The following is a 22,567-nucleotide window of genomic DNA, read 5'->3' as shown; positions in this document are numbered from 1 at the left end:
TTAGTGAGTCGACACGGACATTTTGTTAATATAACGTTAAATCCATATCCTGAAGCGGCATAGCCCACACGAATGTTTCGCCATTTCAGCGATACTCATGCGATGAAAAAGGATCACTGTCACTGAACCGAGATGATGACAGCATCTTGCGGTACAATGGCGCCATCAACCAAAAACTCGTCGTGACCATGAGCAATTGTCCCGAGTGCGGAGACGCACTAACTTGTACCGCTGAATCCGGAAACTGTTGGTGTATGCAGTTCCCGAATGTCCTTCCAGTCAACGATAAGGCGAATCTGGCTTGCCTTTGCCAAACCTGCTTAGCAAAGAAAGTGAACGCCCAACTCAGCGAGATCTATCAAACCTACACCACCAACGAACTCATTCGCCTTGCTAAACCTTATGCAGCAATTACTCAGCTTGTAGACGGGTTGGATTACACAATGGAAAACGGCTTTATGGTGTTTTCCGCGTGGTATCACTTAAAACGTGGCACTTGCTGCGGAAACGGTTGTCGGCATTGCCCGTTTGGTAAATCGCCAGATTCCTTGGTTGACCAAGAAGATCCTTTTAACAACGTGGGCTAAGTCACTGACGCAAAGTCATTCTTCAACGACAATTCGCGCCCTCTGTTTTACTGACCCAAAAACAACATCGAAACAATAACCATGAAAATAGTCGCCGTTACCGCTTGCCCAACAGGCATTGCTCACACTTATATGGCTGCTGCTGAGTTGAAAAAGGCAGCGCTGCAATCGGGCATAAACATCAACGTTGAAACACAAGGTGCAATGGGTATTGAAAACCCTTTGAGTATCCAAGACATCGCGCGCGCAGATGTGGTGCTTATTGCCTCTGACATTGAGATAGAAGATCGCGCTCGCTTCTCTGGCAGCAAGATACACTGCGTGACGATTGAAGAAGTGCTGACTGACCCACAATCCGTATTGGCCCGCTGCAAAGGGTTATGATCACGCGACGGATCACCTTCTTTATTGGTAAAGAAGGGCTACCAGCATGGAGGCTGAACCGTTTAAAGACCTTGGCGGGACATTTCCGATCGGTCACTATTTTTGTGAATTTATCACAGCGTAAATCTGCCAACGCAGAACAACCCATGCACATTCTCAGCCTAAGTGCTTTGCCGAACGATCTGTGTCAACTTCAGATAGAAGGCAACGATGCAGAACTTGCATCAATGGTGCTCACGGCTTTTGTTGAAGAAAACGCTGTGCTGATTTCTGGCGGAAAGTCTTCTGCTCCTATCATACCGTCAGAATACGAAACCTTGCCCTTTCATTGCATGATTCACCGGGTGCCAAATGCCGCTCTCGATAAACACGGACTCTTGGCACACTTTGCTTTGCTCGTGGCGGAAGATGAATGCAAGCACGGTAATCTGGTTGATCAAGAAACCTTGTTTGATGCCTTGTACAAACGCGAAGCTGTGTCTTCAACAGGAATGGGGAATGGCATTGCTCTCCCTCACGTAATGCTGAACAGCATTAAGAATGCGCATTTAATGATTGCTGCCACCAGCTCTCCGCTTGATTGGGCGTCTCAACGTGGCGATGTAACCTGTGTGATTGGGCTGATGTTACCAACGCCTCCAATACGTGAACACTTGGTGGCTTTCTCTGGTTTCTCTCAACAGCTGATTGAAGAGGAATTTTGCGGCTACCTAACCCAAAACAAACAATCAGACGTGCTTGAACTCATTATTTTAAACGCACTCAATGTGACGTTTCGCTGAACGCTTTATTTGCTCCTCGATACTCAGATGGCGTCATGCCAGTTTTGGATTTGAATACGCGATAAAAATAGTTCACATCCTGAAAACCACAGCGTGTCGCCACTTCATTCAAACGAAAGTCATAGCGTTTAAGCATGAACTTAGCGCGATCAATCCTCACCCACGTAATGTAATCTGCCATTCGCATGTGGCCTTGTTGGCGAAACAGGCGTGACAAGTGGTTGGGGGTCATGGTGAAGCGCTGAGCGATAGATTCACGTGTGATTTGGCGGTGAAAGTTCTCTTGTATATAGATACAAATGCCTTGGTAGAGATCTTCCACACGATTACGTGTTCCCGCCACAGGCGACGCGAGCATTTGCTGGCAATAGCTTAGCAGCGCATGCAACAAGTGTTCATCCATGGGTTTTCTAACGGGCTCGGTCGCCAATGTATTCAACGCGCTAAGAATATGATCGAGCGCGTGACCCGTCCGAGTCTGAATACTGAATTTCTGAACATCATAAAAGCTAGGTTGATTTTTGGCTTTACTCACCAAGCTAAACCCAAGCTGCCGCTTACCAAATAGCAAACTCAGCACCGAGCAATCTGTATCCCAGTTTGGTTGATTCCAGCTATTCGGTGGCACAAACAATGCGTCGCCCGCCAGCAACTTCACTTCACTGATGGTTTTATCTGGGTTTTCGAGCTGATTCGGGTACTCACCACTGATCACCAACTCCAAACGTGGAAAGTTCACCTGATAGCTAAATGGCGGCGGTGTGACTTGATCACTCGCAAACCAGATACGGTTGAAGTTCTCACGCTCTGCCAGCAAATTCTCCAATAACAGTTGAAAAACCTGACTCATCAATATCCTCAAATTCCCATGCCATTAACGGGGCGATTATGCGACCTCCCCTCCCGCACCACTAACCATTCTCTGAGATATCACTCAATAGCGTGAACTGGCTCAACAARATGCTCGACCTCACCACAAAACCTAGTTACTTATTTCTAGCCACATCCATTAGCCATCATTTTTTAAAATCTCACCTTCAGACCCAAAATTATAATAAATATCTGTTATATAAATGATTTTACACTCCAATAACGAAATCTGACTATCTACATTTAATGGGATTATGATCACAGCAGGAATTCAGTGTTACAAATATCCAGTAAAAGCCTTTTCTCTGCTCTTTCTGGTTTGGGGCAATACATCGAAAATAGTCACATCGGCTAACGCCATCAATAAGAACAATTTATCTAGGGGTGACTTCATGATTACAAAGCTAATCAATGAAAATCTGATTTGCCTAAACCTGAGCGCAACAACCAAAGAAGCCGTGTTTGTCGAGATGATCGAACTGCTTCACGCTCAAGGTCGAGTGAACGACAAACAGCAGTTTCTGGCAGACATTCATGCGCGTGAAGAGCTAGGCAATACTGGCTTTGAGGATGGCGTTGCCCTTCCTCACGCGAAAAGTGCTGCAGTGATTGAACCTGCTGTTGCTATCGGCATCAGTCGTCAAGGTATCGAGTACGGTGCTGAAGACGGTCAACCTTCTAAACTCTTTTTCATGATTGCTTCGCCTGATGGCGGTGCTAACCACCATATTGAAGTGTTGGCTGAGCTATCGTCCAAGTTGATTGAAGATGGTTTCATCGACCAATTCATGAATGCAGAGAACTCAGAGCAAGCATTGGCGTTACTGCTAGAGAAAAAAGCGCAAGAAGACTCACCTCAAGCCAACAAAGGCCTATTGATTGGTGTCACTGGCTGCCCTGCTGGCGTTGCGCACACTTACCTTGCTGCAGAAGCGCTAGAGAAAGGCGCGGCGGCACTCGGTTTTGAGATGAAAGTCGAAACCAACGGCTCGATTGGCGTCAAAAACAGCCCAACCGCTGAAGAAATCGCACGTGCGGAAGCCATCATTGTCAGCTGTGACAAGCAAGTCGACATGGCACGCTTTGCCGGAAAACGTTTGATTAAAACAGGCGTAAAAGCGCCAATCAAAGACGCAAAGGGTTTGATCAACCAAGCGCTACAAGCGCCAGAATATGTTGCCTCTGCGGACGACAACGCGACCAATTCAGGTGAAAGCAAAGCGTCACAAGCGCGTTCTGACTTGTATCGCTACCTGATGAACGGCGTGTCTCACATGATCCCGTTTGTTGTAACGGGTGGTCTACTTATCGCATTGGCACTCGCTATCGGTGGTCAACCTACCGAAGCTGGCATGGCGATTCCGCCAGATAGCCTTTGGAACAAAGTACTTGATGTAGGTGTGGTCGCATTCACACTGATGATCCCTATTCTTTCTGGCTACATTGCTTACGCGATTGCTGACCGCCCAGGTCTAGCACCCGGCTTGATTGGTGGCTGGATTGCCAACAACGGTTCTTTCTATGGTGCTGAAGCAGGTACAGGCTTTATCGGTGCTATCGTTGCGGGTCTGCTGGTAGGTTACTTTGTGAAATGGGTAGCTACACGCAACTACCACAAGTTCATTCAGCCTCTCGTTCCTATCATGATCGCACCTATCACGGGTAGCTTGTTCATCGCGAGTTTGTTCATCTTCGTTATCGGCGCGCCAATTGCGGGTTTGATGGAAGGCTTGAACGCAATGCTAACCAACATGAGCTCAGGCAACGTAATTCTTCTGGGTATTGTACTGGGTGGCATGGCCGGCTTTGACATGGGTGGTCCATTCAACAAAGTGGCGTTCCTGTTCTCGGTTGGCATGATTGCAAGTGGTCAAACGCAATTCATGGGGGCAATGGCTTGTGCAATCCCTGTTGCTCCACTTGGTATGGCACTGGCCACTGTAATTGGCCGCAAGTTCAACATCTTTGAAGATTCAGAAATTGAAGCGGGTAAAGCATCGGGCGCTATGGGTCTGGTGGGTATTTCTGAAGGTGCGATTCCATTCGCAGCCCAAGACCCAATGTCTGTTATCCCTGCGAACGTTATCGGCTCAATGGTTGCGGCTGTGATGGCCTTCTCATTCGGTATCACTAACAGCGTGGCACACGGTGGCCCAGTGGTTGCCCTTCTGGGTGCGATGAACAAGCCTGTTCTTGCGCTGGCTTGTATGGCTGCAGGTGCGATTGTGACCGCTCTGGTTGCTGTTTCGCTGAAGAAGATGCGCCAAGCCAAAGCACAAAATGCAGCTACCGTTAACGCTGTGTAAGTAAGAACGATGCGCTCCCTTATATTCAGGGAGCGTTTTCGTGCATTGATTTTCTTGCGTTGACACATCTATCCAGGGTTTAACTTCTGGTAAACTTTCCCCAGATATTTAACGAGTCCAAAAACCACAATGACTGCATATTTTTATCCTCTCAACAACGTGATTCAAGATTACGCTTGGGGCAGCTACACCTCGCTGAATACCCTTTTTGGCATCGCAAACCCTGAGAATAAACCGCAAGCTGAAATCTGGATGGGCGCTCACCCAAATGGTTGTTCGACAATCCTTGTTGATGGTCAAGAAACCCTGCTTTCTGATTTCATTAACAAAGACATGTCAGCCATTATTGGCGCGAAAACCGCGGAAACGTTTGGCGAGTTGCCGTATTTGTTCAAAGTGCTGTGCGCCGAAAAAGCACTTTCCGTGCAGGTTCACCCAAGCAAAGCACAAGCAGAAGCTGGTTATGCGAAGGAAGAAGCGGCAGGCACTCCTCTGTCAGCGAGCTTTCGTAACTACAAAGATCCTAACCATAAACCTGAGCTGGTTTACGCCCTGACGTCTTACACGGCAATGAATGGCTTCCGCGATTATGCGGAAATTCTGGCCTTCTTCCACCAGCTCAATATCGACGTGCTGTCTGAGCTAGTTGCCAACCTTGATGCTAACCAAAACGAGCAAGGGCTAAGTGCATTCTTTAAAGCCTTGCTTTCACTAGATGGCGAGCAAAAAGACACCGCAGTTAAAGCGTTACTGGATTTTGCCGCAAACAACCAAACCGACGAACTGTATTCGTTGTTAATGACATTGTCTGAGCAATACCCGGGTGACATTGGCCTATTTTCGCCGCTGATCCTAAACACGTTAACGCTTCAACCTGGTGAAGCCATGTTCCTCGATGCATGTACGCCACACGCTTACATCAAAGGAACTGGGCTTGAGATCATGGCGAACTCAGACAACGTGCTTCGTGCAGGTTTAACACCAAAGCATATGGACGTTGAAGAACTTATAGCGTGCACCCGCTGCGTACCGATGCCGAAAGACACTATTCTTCTTTCACCAAACTCGAATGTTAAAAGCAATGTGAAGATCTACCCAATTCCAGTTCCTGATTTTAACTTCGGTGTTTACCAGCAAACGGACAATGAACCTCTGCACACTACCAGCGCAGAAATTCTAATTGCCATTGATGCGCCACTGACCGTCTCTCACGCCAAGGGTGAAAGCGTCACGCTGCAAAAAGGTGAATCCGTTTTTGTTCCCGCGTTTGTCGGTGAATACTTAGTGACTTGCAGCGGTTCATTTGCCCGCGCATTTAACTAACAGATTTAATTGACCGAGTTACCGCGAGTCTGTGTCCCCCTCACAGGCTTGCAACCTAACACCTTAAGTCTAAAGAAGCACCGGTAACATTCGGGCTTCTTTGTTTCCCTTTCAGGTTTATCTCAATGCACATGATATTTACCTACTCTTACTTTCTATTTCACCATCCACTTTAACCACTCCCTTTAATCACCTGCTTTAGTCACCTGCTTTAACCGTCTGTTTTAATTAATTTAAAAACCATTCACACACCTTGCCCACGACAATGATTGCATATATTTCCAGGCAAAATGTCTAATATTATTTAACACCTGTATTCCCTCTATTGAGAATGTGTTGCGTAGAATAAATACGCTAACATGTTTCATACTTCAACTATGTTTAATGTATGAATTTGCCCCTACCATTGCCCAGAGTTCTGGCGTTATTTTTCTACATGGATAGAAACTGGCGACCTGAATATACGGCGTACTCGAGGGAGTATTTGACCAAGATAAGAAAGCGCTTTCATGTCTAATCAAATATTGAGTACACAGTCGAAAGACAATTGGAAGACCCTCGGAGGGGCATCATGCTCAAAGGAAAAATCATCGTGTCAGGAATGACCTCGTTGGCCATTTTGTCTGGCTGCTTTTATGAATCAAAAGTGCCTTACTTCCCAGACTGGCCTCAGATAAACAGTGCAATTGCGAAAGATCCTGAGATAGAGCGTCGCGTGTCGGACATTCTGGTGCAAATGACGCTGGAAGAGAAAGTCGGGCAAATGATCCAGCCCGATCTACGCAGCGTGACACCGGAAGAAGCCAAAGAATATAAACTCGGCTCCATTCTTAATGGCGGAGGCGGTTGGCCTGATGGCAACAAATACGCCACAGCACAAGATTGGGCGGATGAAGCAGACAAATACTATTTGGCGCTTGAAGAAGGCTATGCCGATCGCGGCTTTCGCATTCCGTTCATGTGGGCAACAGATGCTGTTCACGGACATAACAATGTGTTCCGCGCGACCGTTTTCCCCCACAACATCGGACTCGGTGCCGCTAACAACCCATCACTGATCAAAAAAATCGGTCAAGCCACAGCGCAAGAAGTGGCTGCCACTGGCCTTGACTGGACATTCGCCCCCACCGTTGCCGCCCCACGTGATTATCGCTGGGGACGCGTGTACGAAGGCTACTCTGAAGACCCTGAAATCATCTACCAATACGCATCGCAAATGGTTGAAGGATTACAAGGTGGCGCCAGTGGACTGAAAAGTGAAAATCATGTCATCTCCAATGTGAAGCATTGGCTCGGAGACGGCGGCACCACCAAAGGTGCTGACCGTGGTTCGAATGAATACACCGAAGAGTACTTGCGGAACATACACGCCACAGGCTACTTTTCTGGCTTGGACGCGGGCGCACAAGTGGTCATGACCTCTTTCAACTCCTGGGACAACGACGCCAACTATGACGTCATGGGAACTGACAACTACAACAAGAAGCTTCATGGCAGTAAATACATCGTCAACGATGTGTTGAAAGACAAAATGGGCTTTGATGGGTTGGTCGTCACAGACTGGAACGGACACAGTGAAATCAATGGTTGTACCGCAGGCAATTGCCCTCAAGCGGTTCTCGCAGGCAACGACATCTTCATGGTGACGGCCCGCAAAGACTGGCAAGCCTTTTACCGCAATGTGATTGTCCAAGTGAACGACGGCACGATCCCAATGTCTCGCATTGATGATGCGGTCACCCGTATTTTACGCGTAAAAATGCGTGCGAATCTTTGGGAGAAGCCACAACCCTCGCTACGTCGTCTCGCTGGTAAACAAGAGATTTTAGGCTCTGACGCGCACCGAGAATTGGCGCGGACTGCGGTGAGCGAATCCCTTGTTTTGCTAAAAAACAAAGATAAAGTGTTGCCTCTTTCCAACAATCAATCCTACTTAGTCTTAGGCAGTGCTACACATAACATTCAGAAACAAACGGGCGGTTGGTCTCTCACTTGGCAAGGCACAGAAAATACGCTTGAGAATGACTTCCCGGGTGCAACCACCATGTTAATGGCCATGCAACAGCAAGTCGGCGAAGACAATGTTTATACTGATGCTGATGCCGCTCCCGATGATGCCATTGCTGTTGTTGTGATTGGTGAAGACCCATACGCTGAAATGTTTGGTGATATCAACGCCACAAAAACCCTTGAATACGCTACGTTGAAATCGGCATATGGTGCCGATCTTCGGTTGATAAAATCACTGAAAGAACGCGGTTTGAAAGTCGTTACCGTGTTTTACTCCGGTCGCCCACTGTATGTGAACGATGAGATCAACCATTCTGATGCCTTCATCGCCGCATGGTTACCGGGTACAGAAGCAGGCGGTATTACGGATGTGTTGTTCCGTGAAAATCGTCAAGATTTTCGCGGTCGTCTCTCGTTTTCTTGGCCAAACACCAAATGCTCGACCACCATCAATCGCAAAGCACCAAACCTGATGGATTATGAAACGCCAGAGATGGAACAAGATATTGAAGGTGACCACGCTCCGCTCTTTGCTTATGGCTATGGCTTGTCTTACAACAAGAAAAAGAGCAGTAAGGTCACCACTGATCTCGATAACCTTCCTCTCGACCCGCGTGAGTATGGCTGCGGCTTAGATGCGCCAGATGACGGTATTGCAACCACTAACCTTGAGATCTTCGGACGCTCTGCATCCGATGAATTCGTCCCGCGTATTGCTGGGTCATCAAACGGTTGGGCGGGTGTGACTGTATCCAATGGCTCTCCAACCAGTATTGGTTCAATCACCACGACACCTATTGACCATCTGCACCAACAAGATGCCATTAACGTGAAGTTTACTGGTGAAGCACCAGCACAAGTGTACATGCAAACACCTAACGAGCAGACGGTTGATAAACAAAGCTACCTCAACGCCGATGCCACGCTGCAATTCGACATCGACATGAAATCTCAAGCGCCAGACAGCATGGTGCTCGCGCTTCACTGTCAGTGGCCTTGCCTCGGACAAGTGGCTGTCCACAAAGTGCTGCCAGCTCCGACAGGAGCTAACGAAACACAGTGGACGACCATTAAGATCCCGCTTGAATGCTTCGCCGATGAGGGCATGGCATTTTCTATCCTCAATACACCATTCCTGATTTACGCAGACCAAGAGGTTGAATTTAACCTTGGTGAAGTGCGTTACGTGCCGAAAAGTATCGACCCTGCTGACGATGCCATCAGTTGTGACGATCTGAAAGCGCCGACATTGCCGCCGTTAGAAGGCGAAACGGTCGATGTGTGGGAAGCGTGGGAACCCAACCTCGTCACATGGCAGGCACGAACCGACACGTGGGAGAGCCTTGAAGATCACGTCGTGGTATCAGGTAACGACCCTTCTGATTCAACACATGAATTCACCGTTAGTTATGACCCTAACAGCCCCGAATTCTTCAAAGGATTGGTGCTGGTGCAAGGAGAAAACCGCAACTTGGTCAATTTCACGTCAGGGCAGCTAACCTTCGACATTTATGTCGAAAGCTATGGCACACCAGCGAACTCTGGCGAAACCCAAAGTGAGAGTATTGTAGTGAAAATGGAGTCCACGGCGGGCTCGGGTAACGATTATCCTTTGGGGTATTTGGCGACGGGAGAATGGCATGAAATATCAGTGCCCGTTTCGGAGCTAAATACTGGCGCGCTGGACATCACTAAGGTGAACAAACCCTTTGCTACATTGGCTGAATGGGATGCGTCACAAGCGGGCGTGGTGTATCGAGTAAGAAATATTAAACTGGAGATGTAACACGGCCACGAATACGCGGTGGTGATATGCATCTTACGTATTCATCTAACATCATTTAGCCAGCACACACAAAGGCGACCGCTTCTTAGGTCGCCTTTTCTTTGTCAGGAAGACTGAATATTGATGCTGTTACCATCACCTCACGAGTCAACGCGGCTTTTGAGACGATGAAAGCAGAGAAATCCATTGGGCTGAGGTAACATTTGCCCTGAGTACTTTTCATCGTCATCGCTTAATGCCCCAGCCCAATGAGGCGTTTTGTTCGACGGTATTGTTACCAAAGCTAGGCGCTGATTAAGCTGCTCTTTTTCCAAGGACAGGATGTAAATAAGAAGGATGATACATGCCATTTGATACCATGACGTTTTGCTATCCATGGCGTCCCTATCAATCCCGAGTACTGAACGCGGTGCATGAGCACCTCAATGACAAACGTCTGCACATCGTCGCCGCTCCTGGAGCGGGGAAAACCACACTCGGCCTCGAAGTGTTTCGTATCCTGAGAAAACCAACGTTAGTCCTTTCGCCGACACGTGTTATTCGTGATCAATGGATAGACAGACTGAAAGATTTTTGTGCCACAGACGACGCTCAATCCCTTGATTGGGTCAGCCAATCCATCAGCAGCCCTAAAACACTCACATCGATTACTTATCAAGCGTTGCACGTCAAAATGGCAGACTCGCTTGAAGCAGACCAATTGACTGACGAAGAAAGCGAGGAAGCTGAATTACTCGAAAATGACTATGGATTGAAAGGCGATGAGCTCAATCACTTCATTCAATTGATCGAACGCCATAACATCGAAGTTCTGATCCTAGACGAAGCTCACCACTTAAGAAATGAATGGTGGCGAGCATTAGAAAAGGTCTGTGAGCATTTCCCTAACATTACCTTAGTCTCACTCACTGCCACTCCGCCTTATGATTCACAAGGCCACGAATGGTCGAGGTATGAAAAACTTTGCGGCCCCATTGATGAAGAAATTTCAGTGCCAGAACTCGTCAAAGCTGGCACATTGTGCGCGCATCAAGATTACCTGTGGGCATGCAATGCCACGTTATCGGAAAAACAGCAGATTGAAGAATATGACCAGAGAGTGTCCACGCTCTGCCACTCATTGATTGAGAGTGAAGCCTTCGAAAATGCTGTGTTGTCCCACCCTTGGCTGCATCAAGATGACATAGAGCAAGCGCTGCTCAAAGAGCCAGAAATCGCCATCGCAATCCTCAGTTTTATAAAAACCAAGGGTCTGTCTACCGACATAGCGCTCAAGCAGCTATTAGATCTCACGCATGACGATATACCTGAACTCGGGCGTCACCACTGGCAAGTGTTGATCGCGGCGCTGCTGTTTTCTAACACTTACCAACACCAAAATGAGCACCTGCTTTTTGTTGAACAATTAAAGAAACAACTGAACACGTCAGAGTTACTTAGCAAGCGCGAACTATCACTAGAACGTTCAAAACGACTTGAACGTACGTTGTCACTCAGCGCCTCAAAAATTGAAGGTTGTTGTAATATCCACCAGCTCGAGTTCCAGCAGCGTGGCAGTGACCTTCGACAAGTGATTCTAACGGATTACATCCGCGATGAAGCCCTTATATCCGGAATGGACACTGGCGAGGTCAATCTCGGGGCATGGCCAATATTCAATGCCATCACCGCATCATCACCTGTATCGAATCAAATTGCTTTGTTAACGGGACGCTTGAGCATCGTTCCAACTCCTCTGTTACCCGCATTACTCACTCAAATCAGCAGTCAAAACGTCAAAACGGAGCCAATGGGGAACCAGAAGCAATACCACAAGGTTTCTGCGCCGCTCAACCAGTTAACGGGAGCTTTCACTGCTCTGCTCATGCGTGGCGATATCAAGGTTCTTGTCGGCACCCGATCACTCCTTGGTGAAGGCTGGGATGCTCCCGCAATCAATTCGCTGATCCTTGCAAGCTCAGTGGGCTCATTTATGCTCACCAACCAAATGCGTGGACGTGCGATTCGTATTGACCCAACCAACAAGGAAAAAATCAGCTCTATTTGGCATTTAGCAGCAATCAACCCCAAATCAATCACTGGCTGGTCAGATTTTCACAGCCTCAAGCAGCGCTTTGATACATTTGTCGGGCTATCCGAAAAAATGCTCACCATTGAAAGCGGCTTTGAACGCATGAAAGCTACAGCCATAGAGTCTCCTATCTCTCTCAAAGCGACCTTACCGATAGCAGCCAACAATCAGCAAATGACGCGCCGTTTTCACGCTATCGATACAGTTGCCAAGCGCTGGCATGAAGCACTGTCACTGGAAGAAACCGCCAGAGTCATTCCTTCCGTCAAAACCAACAAACTGCCACAAATTCGAGGCTATTTACTCAAGCGGTCATTTAGCTATTTATTTTTGCAACTCGCGGGCGTTGTCAGCAGCGCCACATTAGGCACGATGGTCGCGTTCAAGCAATCACCCTCCATCATTCTGCCTGTTTTGGCCTTGTCGATATTGGGTGCCATGCTTTATAAGCTCCCTAAAACACTTTTCACCATCAAAGTCGTGCTTCGTTATCTGCCCGTTGACGGCGCACTAAAACAAATCGGTATTGCGCTAGCAGAAGCCCTTTGTCAGGCAGGGTTTGTCGAAACGTCTATCCGGCAAATGAAAGTTAACGTGATAAAAACACCAGAAGGCGCTTTTTTCCTCGCCCTGTCAGGCTGTACTTTCTATGAGTCGTCCCTATTTGCAGACTCTCTCCACGAAATTCTTTCCCCTATTGATAACCCAAGATATTTAGTCATTCGCGAAGGAAAATTTCTCGGGATGGCACGAGATGATTACCACGCTGTTCCACTGAGGTTCGGTGCCAAGAAAGATACCGCGATGATCTTCTACAAGTCTTGGTGCAAGAACGTTAGCCTGTCAGAATTGATATATACCCGCACACCGGATGGGCGAAAAAGACTGCTCAAAGGCAAAATGAAAGCCTTTTCATCGAATTTCAGTGACGAAGTTAAACGCCAAGATCGTTGGAGCTAACACCCCCTGTAATATAAAACCCAAAGTCAGTGAGCAAAGGAATTCGCCAATTTACGGCAGGGAAAATGGTGCACATTTCACTGCTCCATCGTCAGGCTCTCTTAAGTCGTTGAAAATCAAAAACTTGACATGCCTCGCATAAAGTACAGTGACCTGTAAATAATACTGCAGAATTTCCGATACAAGATACGGTATGAATTTAAACGTTGAGTTAGGGAAGAAACATGTCCATGAAATTATCCGTTCGCCAGAAGTTGTATCTAGGATTTGGCGGCATTATGGCTCTCATGGTTGCCATGGTTACGTTAGTTTGGTTCGAAGTCACTGGGCTAAAAAATGAAGTAACCAAAATACGAACGGATGACGTCCCCGAAGTCCTTTCCTATCTAGTGTTGATTGACGAAGCTGGCGACGTTTACCGAGACAGCATTGGCGTTGTCACGGGTGTTTCGGGCGCTAAAGCATCACTGGCCGAAAACAATAACGAGTTTCAGGCAGTCGTCTCTCGCGCGATGAAACAAGAAGAACGCGGCAGTTCGGATTATCAAACCCTTGAACGTGCTAGCGAGAAAATGCGAGATTTCCAAGCAGCATTTGACCGCGATATCGTCTCCCAATTGTCTCTCAACGAAAACAACCAGCCGCTAATAACAACACTTCATGCCCTCTACATTGAGCATCTTCAACCGATTGAGAACATGCTGGACCAAAGTTCGGTGATTGAAAATGCGCAAATGGAAGCATCTTTCGACACATTAATGGCTGACTTCGACAACATCAAAAAGATGAATGTGATCATCTCTCTCGTCGCGATCATATTGTCTTGCCTCATTGCATATTGGTTGTCTTCATCCATCACTCACCGCTTGACGGTGCTCGACGAAACGGCACAACGTATTGCGAGAGGCGAATTAATTGGCGATGGTATCGAGGACAAAACTGGTGATGAGCTTTCCAGCCTCGCGGTATCAATCAACACCATGCAACAATCTCTTATTGAGTTAATCAGCGCAATTTCTAATGTCACCAATGATGTTCACCAGTCAACAACCGAACTATCGACGTTAGGCAGTAACGTAGTGGCTGGCGCATCGAGTCAGTCAGATAAAGCGGCAATGATTGCCACTGCCGCCGAAGAACTTAGCCTGACCATTTCCGAAGTGGCTCACCAAGGCACATCCACGTTCGATGAAGCGAAAAAGTCTGAGCTTCATGCGGTTGAAGGTCGCAAAGTCATCGGGGAAATGGTCAATAGCATTCAGCATGTTTCCATTCAAATGCAGGATATGTCGACCACCATGGAGCAGCTTGGCGAGCACAGCGAAGAGATTGGAAATGTGATTAAGGTGATCAGAGGTATCGCAGAGCAAACCAATCTTTTGGCACTCAATGCTGCCATTGAAGCCGCTCGCGCGGGCGAATTTGGCCGAGGCTTTGCCGTGGTTGCAGATGAAGTAAGAGCGCTTGCTGAACGTACAACCAAAGCGACGCAAGAAGTCGCAAACATTGTTCAGGCCATTCAAGCTGGAACCCAAGATGCCGTATCTCGTACTCAGGAAAACTACAAATTGGTTGAGATGGGCGTCTCTCAGAGTGACGGCGCTGTCAAAGCATTGGAGGACATTGTGTCCGGTGCAGCCATGGTACAGAGCATGATTAGCTCAATCGCGACAGCGGCCGAAGAGCAAACTGCCGTCACCAAAGAAATTGCATCAGATATTACGGCTATTAGCGACATCTCTAATCAGTCTCTTTCTCAAGCACAGCAAAGCGCCACAAACATTCAGCGATTGGAAGGCAAAGTAGAAGAACTAAATCAACTGATGAGTCGATTCAAGATCGCTTAGTTCGAGCAATCCATACTTTCGACATACTCTTTTTACTCATCCAGCATATTTCCGCTTGCATACGTCTACCACCAAGGTAGACGTATGACCTTGTCGCTACTCATAGCCTAAGATACTGCAACTAAACCCCATGTCGCTAACATCGTATTGCCATTAACACCATCCCCCTCCATCTATAATTAAGTCACAAAGTCATGTCGTCAATACGCGCCATTTCCTTGTCCCTGCTCTTAGTTAAACATTCGACTTACACCCGCACAATATGACCAGTTATATAGACTTACGCTGCAAGGAATAACAATCACACATCAATTGATGAAACTTTCAAAAACCTATGCCTTTCAAGAATATGATTCTTGATTTAGAAACATGAATTCTTGTTTAACACTGCCATAGTCATATCGCTAATCAGCACACATAATTAGACAAATAGAGAGGAAGAACGATATGACAACAATGACAGGAACGTCACACGACGACACCATTATTAGCCATCACCACGTAGGGTGGATTTACGGTAAAGACGGTAACGACTACATCGAAGCCTATGGAAACGAGTGCTTGATTGATGGAGGGAACGGCGACGACAAAATCATCGGTAGTTATGACCACGACTACATCAAAGGTGGTTATGGCAATGATTGGATAGAAGGAGGCTATGGCAACGACAAGGCTTATGGCGGTTTTGGTTGTGACACCATCTACGGTGGTTGGGGCTGTGATGTCTTGTATGGGGGACATGATAACGACCAACTATTTGGTGGAAATGACAATGACACCCTAAAAGGCGAAGAAGGCAATGATTATCTTTCCGGCGGTTCGGGTAGAGACCACCTGTGGGGAGGTCAAGGGCACGACACGCTTGATGGTGGTGATGGCAACGATTATATCGACGGTGGTGACGGTAATGATGTGCTGTTTGGTGGTTGCGGTGATGACAGAATGATCGGCTGGCACGGAGACGACAACATCCGTGGCGGAGAAGGCAGTGATCATGTTGACGGACACTGGGGTAATGACGTTATCGATGGCGGCGCAGGAAATGACAAAATGTGGGGCGGCGATGGCTACGACATCATGTCCGGCGGAACCGGTGATGATTACGTCGATGGTGGTTGCGGCAATGACGTGTTAGAAGGTAATGATGGTGCCGACAAACTCGTTGGACACTATGGCGCTGACAAGCTCTATGGTGGTGACGGATGCGATGAACTTTATGGCGGCTGCGACGACGACTTTCTCAGTGGTGGCAATCACAGTGACACGCTTTGGGGCGGATGGGGTAACGACATTCTTCTCGGTGGTGAGGGCAACGACAAGCTAAAGGGTGAAGCAGGTGCCGATAAGCTCTACGGTGGTTCAGGTAACGATGAACTTTGGGGACATGGCGAAAACGATACCCTTTACGGTGACTGCGGAGACGATAAACTCGATGGCGGCTGTGGCGATGATCAACTTAATGGCGGTTGTGGTGATGACAATATCGATGGCGGTTGGGGCAACGATTACATCGTTGGTGGCTCGGGTGATGACATTCTTAAGGGCAACTGCGGCAAAGATGTTTTCTACTTCTGCCGCGGTGACGGTAATGACACTATCACGGATTTTCATGGCTGGTATGACAAAATACAAATCGACACCTCTTTGGCCTCATCAATCCACGAAATCAACATCACTCAAACATGGAATACTGTAACGCTTGATTTCGCAGATGGCTCAACCGTCGAACTTCAAAACTTCTGCGGTCAATTTAAAAATGACTATGTTGATTTCGTCACAGGCTGCGAAATGGTTGGTTAAGGCAACACGAATTGACTAGAGCAACATGCGCTGGGCAATGCCAACGTCCCTGCCCGTGATTTAAGGCGGGCAGATATAAAAGAATGAAACATAAGCAGATTGTGAAGACGTGACATCTCCTTTTTTGGAAAGAAAAAGCGGCCAAACTACTGGCCGCTTTTCACATCAACTCAACCAAGCGTAGAGGCTGTTATTTTGCCATTAGAGACACAAATTCAGGCTGGTTGATCGTCGCTTTAATCAAATCCTGAACCGCAGGTGAAAGCGCATCGGCAGTCGCGTTACAGGCAGTAATGGCATCAAATCCACTCTTGAATGTGTATTTGTTGCTCACGTCTAAAGACTCACCGTTAGAAGACTTAAGCTTCAGGCCGATATCCCAGTAGCCGTTTGTTAGGCCAGACACAGACGAAAACTCAATTTTGGTGATTTCGCCAGTAATGTCGATACCCTCGGCAGAAAAGCGGTCAGCCATTTTGAGTTCATCATTAAACGCCTTTGTGATGAAATCTGGGATAGAAAGCCCATCAGCTGGTTCAATCGGCCCCATTAAGCGACAGTTTGAAGAAAACGGCACTGTTTGGCTGAGGGAAACAAATTCTCCCTCAACGGTTTCCAGTTGTTTGAGTTTCTGAATATTGTCCACGGATACTGCGTATCGCGGCGGTTGCATGGTTGAACAAGCACTTAACGCCAACGCTGCTGCTACAACAAGTAACTTTTTCATAGATCCCTCTGAGTCCTTTTTATTATTCATCCATTGAGCGGATAATTTACATCGTACCGCGAGATTAATGGCTCAGCTGGCTGATAGTTAAGACTCAGTTCACAACAACTTCTCGCTCTATCAGAGCCTTATCGCTTTCTTATCCAACGTCTAAGTGGTTCCAGTCCTCGGTAAATTAGCAACGACAGCATGATCAACGCGCAGCCCGCCACCTTATGTGCAGGCATAGATTCGCTATACCACACCACGCTCAATATCACTGTCCAAACAGGCTCCAAAATCATAATGATGGCAGCGTTCGCCGCACTCGCGCCTTTCTGACCCAGTGTTTGCATCAAATAGCGCAGGCTGGTTGCCACTAACACACTTAAAGAGAACCAACCCCAGATAGATGGCGATATGGTGTCCGGCCATGTTTCTGTCAGCAATGAAGCAATGGTGGCGACCACACCCGTTGAGAATAACTGAACACAGGTAAGTACAAGTGTCGGAATACGCTGGGCGTAGCGGTTATTCAAATTAAAATGAACAGCAAGAAATAGAGCAGCGAGCAAAAACCAGAGCTGGCTTGGTGACAATTGCCAACCCACACCGCCTAAAGACAGCAACGCAAGACCGCTGACAGCAATAGGCATAGAGAACCAAAAAATACGCGGAGGCTTTTGCTTGAACATCAGCCAAGCAATCAGGGGCACGATCAGCATGGACAAGCTCATAATAAATGCGCCCTCTCCCAGTGATGTACTGACAGACATTGCAAAAATCCAGAACAAGATGGCACACGCCAGCACGCTGCCAACCCCTGCTGCTCGCATAAGAACGCCTCTTTCAACCACTTTCAATTGTCGAAAACAGAACGGCAGAATACACAAGGAAGCAAGAATAAAGCGTAAGCCGATAAACCCAAACGCAGGCATACCCTGAATGGCTTCTTTAGAAAATATCCACCCCCATGCAGCCAAAACGGTAACAAACAACAAGATCAAAGAAGCACGTTTTTCGGGCAACATTTAACACCAACAGAATAGGGAAAGAGAAAGGCGCGGGCATTATTTCACTGGATGAGGAGATTGAACATCGTATATTCACTATTTGACCATAAATAAAGAAGCGGCACTAATGTGCCGCTTGGAAAGTAGGTGCAATATGGCACCCATTTTATGCTGAGCGTTCAGCGTCCTTGGGGGAATTAAGAAGCACCGAGCACCGCAGTCATATCCGTTTTAATGTTGTCAGATTGCGTGCCAAAAATGGCTTGTAAGTTGTCACCAACGACAACCACATCAATGGCGCCAAGCGCCTTGATTGCGCCAACATCTGCTTGCTGAATGTCTTTAAGGTTAACGCGCAGACGAGTAATACATGCATCAAGGTTATCGATATTGTCCTTGCCTCCCATGGCCACGACTAAGTTTTTCGCTAATGCCTCGCCTACACCGCCAACTGCGCGAGTTTCCGTCTCAGTGATGTCTTCTCGACCTGGAGTTTTCAGATCAAACGTTTTAATCGCGAACCGGAACAGGAAGTAGTACAAGGCAGCCCAAAGCGGACCAATAACGATGTATAGCGCTGCATTCTCTGATAACCCCCAGTAAAGGAAGAACTGTAAAGCGCCATGTGCAAAGTCAGTACTGTGCAGAATCTCGAAATAGTTAGTGATGGCAAAGCCAATGCCCGTTAAAACACAGTGAATCACGTACAAAAACGGCGCGACGAATAGGAAGGTAAATTCCACGGGCTCAGTGATGCCTGTCAGCCAAGAGGTAAACGCCGCCGAAGCCATCAAGCCACCAACCATGACTTTGTTTTCAGGTTTCGCACAGTGATACATTGCTAACGCAGCTGCTGGCAGTGCCCACATGGTATACATGAAGCCTCCACCTAAACCCGTTGCAGTTTTGTCGCCCGCGAAAAATCGAGACAGCTCACCACGTACAATTTCACCATTTTCGTTAACGAAGCTACCGACCTCAAAAAACCACACGGCATTCCAAACATGGTGCAGACCCAGTGGAATAAGCGCACGCTCCACGAAACCATAAATACCAAACGCTGTAGGTTGCCCTAAGCTACTCACTGCGTCGATGCCACTGTAAATCGCTTCGCTCACCAACGGCCAAACGTAAGCGCCAATAATGCCCAAAAACAGTGATACGAACGCGGTGATAATAGGAACAAAGCGCTTGCCTGCAAAGAAAGCGAGGTAATCTGGCAGCTTAATAGTATGGAAACGATTAAAGAAGTAAGCAGCAAATCCACCGATCAACAACGAGCCAAAAATACCCGTATTAAGGCTGTTTATCCCCATCATTTGGGTTAAATAACCTTGGTGCGCTTCAATACCGCGTAGCACCACGGTCTGCCCCATCGCTGCATTAAACACCACCCAACCAGCGACACCTGCTAGCGCTGCTGTACCATCATTGTTTTTCGCCAGACCGATTGCGACACCGACAACAAACAGCAAGGTAATGTTGCCAAAGATCATATCAGCGGATTGCATCATGATTGACCAGAATGCATCTGGGAAAAATAAGTGCTGTGTTAAGCCAAAGTTGCCTAAACCCAACATGAGGCCAGCGGCAGGTAACACAGCGACAGGCAGCATCAATGACCGCCCGATTTTTTGTGCTTGTCCAAAGAATGAACTGAACATAACAGATCCCTCTAAAATGAAGTGTGTTTTGTACCCAACCTCAATGTGTTGGGGTGCTTTCATCTTATGCCGCTTAAAATTGGCTTAGGTATCATTTGGAAATGGTTTTGTATCAACTTGGTTACATAGAACTTTCTCCACCAATAAAGGTGTGAAACTGTTCGCAGAAACACCCCCTAAGTCCTGCTACCACAAATAGGTCAATGCCATGATTGTTCTAAGGAGAACACGGAGGTGATCCATGGCGTTTCAAAAAAAGATACTGGTCGTTGATGACAGCGAGGAATTAAGGGACGCATTAAGTGCCTACCTAACCAAATCTGGCTTTAACGTGGTCACCGCAGTCGATGGGGACGAAATGCGCAAAGTGCTGGTTCAAGGAGAGCCTAGCCTTATCATTTTGGATGTGATGCTACCTGGCGACGATGGGTTTGCACTGTGCACCCAAATACGCAAAACATCTAACGTGCCCATCATCATGCTGACAGCGGTTACCGATGAAATTGACCGCGTTACTGGGCTTGAACTCGGTGCTGATGATTACATTACCAAGACGTTCAGCCCTCGAGAGTTACTCGCACGCATTAAAGCGCTTTTGCGTCGCTCTCAATTCAACCATGGCTTAGAGAACGCGAGATATATCTGTTTTCTCAATTGGAAGCTCGATACCTTGGCACGTGTTCTTGTTACTCCAAGTGGTGAAGAAACTAAACTTTCGGGCACTGACTTCTCACTGTTGAACCTCTTTTTACGTCATCCCAATAAACCACTCAGCAGAAATGTGATTTCTGAAAGCATCCTTGGTCGTGAAGCCATGCCAATGGAGCGAGGTATTGACATTCAGGTTAGCCGATTGCGGGCAAAACTCGATGACAACGATCACGCACTGATCCGCACACTACGCAATGAAGGCTACATGTTAAGCGCTGATGTGATTCATGAAGCCTAACTCCGTGGAGAAAAATGGCACACGGTGGCTCGAAAAGCATGTGAATAAAATCTGGCCTCTCAGTTTGGCGAGTCGGTTCATTTTGATGCTTTTCCTCGTGATCATTACCTCACAGGTCATCACCAGTGTTATTTGGTATCGCTACAGTTACCAACAAGAAAAAGAAGGCTTAGAAACGGCGCTAGAAAGCATTGCCTCCAATGCGGCATTCACTGTTTCGTATTACCGAAAGCTCCCTAAATCAAGCCGCCATTTAGTTCTTGAACAAAACCGAAGTATGGGTGGAACACGCTTTTTTATCTCGCTCAACAGCAAACGTATCAAGGCCAAGGACTTGCCCTTTTCTTCACGCAAAGAAGAGCTACAAACCAAGGTCGAAGACATGCTAAAACGGACACTGGGCGACAAGGTCGACATTGATGTGAACTTTAGTAAACGAGATGAACTTAGGGTGTACGACGCAGAGGTTCCTCTTGATGATATTCCCCGAGCATTCGCTCGCTATACGATCGAAAAAGCGAAAGATGACCCACCTGTGCTCGTCATGCAAATTCGCCTTCAAGAAGCGCAAGGTAAAGAAGGGGATCACCGAGAGTATGAACAGTGGCTGTATCTCGCTACCAACCTCCCCGCCCCTTTTGTTTCTCTCGAATCTCGCTTTCTTGATTCGCGCCAGCTTCACTTTATTTTGCTCACGTCGATTTTCATTCTGCTGTGCACATGGCTTATCGTTCGACGCGAAATACGTCCGATAAAAAACCTCGCACGCGCCGCCAAACTCATGGGCAGCAAAATGGACGCGCCCATCATCAAAGAAGAAGGAAGCGGCGAATTGATTGCCGCAGTTCACGCCTTCAATACAATGAATCGACGTATTCGCGCCTACATTCGAGACCGAGACCTATTATTTGGTGCGATCTCCCATGACCTAAAAACCCCAATTGCTTGCCTCAAATTACGCACAGAAATGCTTGACGACGAAGAGACAAAGGTCAGATTCGAACGTTCTCTTAATGAGTTGGAATTCATGGTCAAAGGCGCACTGCACTACATTAAGAACACTGATATTCGTGAACAAGTAGCATGGGTTGATATCAATGAAGTATTGAGGGAGATATGCGCCTTCTATACCGCAGAAAAAAGCTATGTGACACTTGCAGGCTCGGCCTCACGTCCATTTCTTTGCAAACCCGTCGCGATAAAACGCATGCTACATAACCTTATCGAAAACGGCGTCAAATACGGTCAACACGCCGATATCTCCATTATGGACACACCAAGAAAGCTCATTATCAAGATTCGAGATAAAGGCCCGGGTATTCCAGATGAATTACGAGAACGCGTATTCGAGCCCTACTTTCGCATTGAACAAGAAAAAGCGGAAGGCACGGGGCTTGGCCTAAGTATCGTTCGTAATATCATTCGCGGTCATGCAGGCGACTTAGTCTTGCACAATCACTCTGAAGGTGGCCTTGTCGTCACACTGTCTCTTCCGAGAGAGGAATAATA

Annotated in this window: 16 protein-coding genes; 11 read left to right on the top strand and 5 right to left on the bottom strand. The window is 47.3% G+C overall.

Features of this window, described 5'->3' with window-relative positions; all coding sequences use genetic code 11:
• The first annotated feature begins 146 nt into the window (after window positions 1-146).
• From L4D06_RS09295 to L4D06_RS09285, 3 genes are all read left to right on the top strand, one after another.
• The gene (locus L4D06_RS09295) at window positions 147-587 is read left to right on the top strand and encodes a C1orf53 family protein (RefSeq protein WP_429739019.1); all 441 of its coding nucleotides are present in this window, start codon (window positions 147-149) and stop codon (window positions 585-587) included.
• An 81-nt stretch (window positions 588-668) separates the two neighbouring features.
• On the top strand, window positions 669-971 hold the full coding sequence (locus L4D06_RS09290) for a PTS fructose transporter subunit IIB (RefSeq protein WP_274166301.1): 303 nt from the start codon (window positions 669-671) through the stop codon (window positions 969-971).
• Window positions 968-1,753, top strand: coding sequence for a PTS sugar transporter subunit IIA (locus L4D06_RS09285; protein ID WP_429739016.1), 786 nt, complete (start codon window positions 968-970; stop codon window positions 1,751-1,753). Before L4D06_RS09290 ends, L4D06_RS09285 begins: the two co-directional genes overlap by 4 nt.
• Here the strand turns inward: L4D06_RS09285 and L4D06_RS09280 are convergent.
• The gene (locus L4D06_RS09280) at window positions 1,734-2,603 is read right to left on the bottom strand and encodes a helix-turn-helix transcriptional regulator (protein WP_429739014.1); all 870 of its coding nucleotides are present in this window, start codon (window positions 2,601-2,603) and stop codon (window positions 1,734-1,736) included. The genes L4D06_RS09285 and L4D06_RS09280 overlap by 20 nt on opposite strands.
• A 412-nt stretch (window positions 2,604-3,015) precedes the next feature.
• Between L4D06_RS09280 and L4D06_RS09275 the strand changes: the two genes are divergently transcribed.
• The 3 genes from L4D06_RS09275 to L4D06_RS09265 all read left to right on the top strand — a co-directional run bounded on the left by L4D06_RS09275 (window position 3,016) and on the right by L4D06_RS09265 (window position 10,048).
• Entirely contained in the window at window positions 3,016-4,929 is a 1,914-nt protein-coding gene (locus L4D06_RS09275; protein ID WP_429739012.1) for a PTS fructose transporter subunit IIABC, read from the top strand.
• Between the two features lie 129 nt (window positions 4,930-5,058).
• Window positions 5,059-6,252, top strand: a complete 1,194-nt coding sequence (gene manA, locus L4D06_RS09270) for a mannose-6-phosphate isomerase, class I (RefSeq protein ID WP_274166305.1) — start codon at window positions 5,059-5,061, stop codon at window positions 6,250-6,252.
• Between the two features lie 571 nt (window positions 6,253-6,823).
• A complete protein-coding gene (locus L4D06_RS09265; protein ID WP_429739010.1) occupies window positions 6,824-10,048 on the top strand; it encodes a glycoside hydrolase family 3 protein in 3,225 nt (1,074 codons plus the stop codon).
• Between the two features lie 85 nt (window positions 10,049-10,133).
• On the opposite strand, the gene L4D06_RS09260 is transcribed toward L4D06_RS09265, so the two are convergent.
• Window positions 10,134-10,271 carry a hypothetical protein gene (locus tag L4D06_RS09260; protein WP_429739008.1) on the bottom strand — a complete coding sequence of 46 codons (138 nt, stop codon included), beginning with the start codon at window positions 10,269-10,271 and terminating at the stop codon, window positions 10,134-10,136.
• 120 nt (window positions 10,272-10,391) lie between these two features.
• Between L4D06_RS09260 and L4D06_RS09255 the strand changes: the two genes are divergently transcribed.
• The 3 genes from L4D06_RS09255 to L4D06_RS09245 all read left to right on the top strand — a co-directional run bounded on the left by L4D06_RS09255 (window position 10,392) and on the right by L4D06_RS09245 (window position 16,726).
• Window positions 10,392-13,079, top strand: a complete 2,688-nt coding sequence (locus L4D06_RS09255; protein ID WP_429739006.1) for a DEAD/DEAH box helicase family protein — start codon at window positions 10,392-10,394, stop codon at window positions 13,077-13,079.
• Between the two features lie 230 nt (window positions 13,080-13,309).
• Window positions 13,310-14,926 carry a methyl-accepting chemotaxis protein gene (locus L4D06_RS09250; RefSeq protein WP_429739173.1) on the top strand — a complete coding sequence of 539 codons (1,617 nt, stop codon included), beginning with the start codon at window positions 13,310-13,312 and terminating at the stop codon, window positions 14,924-14,926.
• 447 nt (window positions 14,927-15,373) lie between these two features.
• Window positions 15,374-16,726: a calcium-binding protein gene (locus tag L4D06_RS09245; RefSeq protein ID WP_429739004.1), complete on the top strand. Its 1,353-nt coding sequence runs from the start codon at window positions 15,374-15,376 to the stop codon at window positions 16,724-16,726.
• Between the two features lie 190 nt (window positions 16,727-16,916).
• Here L4D06_RS09245 and L4D06_RS09240 read toward each other — a convergent pair whose 3' ends face one another.
• The 3 genes from L4D06_RS09240 to ptsG form a co-directional block, all read right to left on the bottom strand.
• Window positions 16,917-17,453 (bottom strand): hypothetical protein, encoded by a 537-nt coding sequence (locus L4D06_RS09240; protein WP_429739002.1) that lies wholly within the window; start codon window positions 17,451-17,453, stop codon window positions 16,917-16,919.
• Window positions 17,454-17,581: 128 nt separating this feature from the next.
• Window positions 17,582-18,463 carry a DMT family transporter gene (locus L4D06_RS09235; protein WP_429739001.1) on the bottom strand — a complete coding sequence of 294 codons (882 nt, stop codon included), beginning with the start codon at window positions 18,461-18,463 and terminating at the stop codon, window positions 17,582-17,584.
• A 179-nt stretch (window positions 18,464-18,642) separates the two neighbouring features.
• Complete coding sequence (gene ptsG / locus L4D06_RS09230) at window positions 18,643-20,109, bottom strand: glucose-specific PTS transporter subunit IIBC (RefSeq protein ID WP_429738999.1); 1,467 nt, start codon at window positions 20,107-20,109, stop codon at window positions 18,643-18,645.
• A gap of 241 nt (window positions 20,110-20,350) precedes the next feature.
• Here ptsG and L4D06_RS09225 point away from each other — a divergent pair, with 241 nt between their 5' ends.
• Together L4D06_RS09225 and L4D06_RS09220 are read left to right on the top strand one after the other, a co-directional pair.
• A complete protein-coding gene (locus L4D06_RS09225) occupies window positions 20,351-21,058 on the top strand; it encodes a response regulator transcription factor (RefSeq protein ID WP_429738997.1) in 708 nt (235 codons plus the stop codon).
• Window positions 21,048-22,565: an ATP-binding protein gene (locus tag L4D06_RS09220; protein WP_429738995.1), complete on the top strand. Its 1,518-nt coding sequence runs from the start codon at window positions 21,048-21,050 to the stop codon at window positions 22,563-22,565. The genes L4D06_RS09225 and L4D06_RS09220 overlap by 11 nt, the downstream gene beginning before the upstream one ends.
• Window positions 22,566-22,567: the final 2 nt, after the last annotated feature.

The sequence above is a fragment of the Enterovibrio makurazakiensis genome, assembly GCF_050336585.1.
GTDB lineage: Bacteria > Pseudomonadota > Gammaproteobacteria > Enterobacterales > Vibrionaceae > Enterovibrio > Enterovibrio gelatinilyticus.
The sequence above is the reverse complement of the archived record's forward strand: the minus strand, read 5'-3'. Positions and strand labels throughout refer to the sequence as shown.

What these genes read in the sequence shown, in the direction of transcription:
- L4D06_RS09290 (WP_274166301.1), top strand. Translation starts at nt 669, where the DNA reads ATGAAAATAGTCGCCGTTACCGCTTGCCCAACAGGCATTGCTCACACT.
- L4D06_RS09285 (WP_429739016.1), top strand. Translation starts at nt 968, where the DNA reads ATGATCACGCGACGGATCACCTTCTTTATTGGTAAAGAAGGGCTACCA.
- L4D06_RS09280 (WP_429739014.1), bottom strand. Translation starts at nt 2,603, where the DNA reads ATGAGTCAGGTTTTTCAACTGTTATTGGAGAATTTGCTGGCAGAGCGT.
- L4D06_RS09275 (WP_429739012.1), top strand. Translation starts at nt 3,016, where the DNA reads ATGATTACAAAGCTAATCAATGAAAATCTGATTTGCCTAAACCTGAGC.
- manA (WP_274166305.1), top strand. Translation starts at nt 5,059, where the DNA reads ATGACTGCATATTTTTATCCTCTCAACAACGTGATTCAAGATTACGCT.
- L4D06_RS09265 (WP_429739010.1), top strand. Translation starts at nt 6,824, where the DNA reads ATGCTCAAAGGAAAAATCATCGTGTCAGGAATGACCTCGTTGGCCATT.
- L4D06_RS09260 (WP_429739008.1), bottom strand. Translation starts at nt 10,271, where the DNA reads ATGAAAAGTACTCAGGGCAAATGTTACCTCAGCCCAATGGATTTCTCT.
- L4D06_RS09255 (WP_429739006.1), top strand. Translation starts at nt 10,392, where the DNA reads ATGCCATTTGATACCATGACGTTTTGCTATCCATGGCGTCCCTATCAA.
- L4D06_RS09250 (WP_429739173.1), top strand. Translation starts at nt 13,310, where the DNA reads ATGAAATTATCCGTTCGCCAGAAGTTGTATCTAGGATTTGGCGGCATT.
- L4D06_RS09245 (WP_429739004.1), top strand. Translation starts at nt 15,374, where the DNA reads ATGACAACAATGACAGGAACGTCACACGACGACACCATTATTAGCCAT.
- L4D06_RS09240 (WP_429739002.1), bottom strand. Translation starts at nt 17,453, where the DNA reads ATGAAAAAGTTACTTGTTGTAGCAGCAGCGTTGGCGTTAAGTGCTTGT.
- L4D06_RS09235 (WP_429739001.1), bottom strand. Translation starts at nt 18,463, where the DNA reads ATGTTGCCCGAAAAACGTGCTTCTTTGATCTTGTTGTTTGTTACCGTT.
- ptsG (WP_429738999.1), bottom strand. Translation starts at nt 20,109, where the DNA reads ATGTTCAGTTCATTCTTTGGACAAGCACAAAAAATCGGGCGGTCATTG.
- L4D06_RS09225 (WP_429738997.1), top strand. Translation starts at nt 20,351, where the DNA reads ATGGCGTTTCAAAAAAAGATACTGGTCGTTGATGACAGCGAGGAATTA.
- L4D06_RS09220 (WP_429738995.1), top strand. Translation starts at nt 21,048, where the DNA reads ATGAAGCCTAACTCCGTGGAGAAAAATGGCACACGGTGGCTCGAAAAG.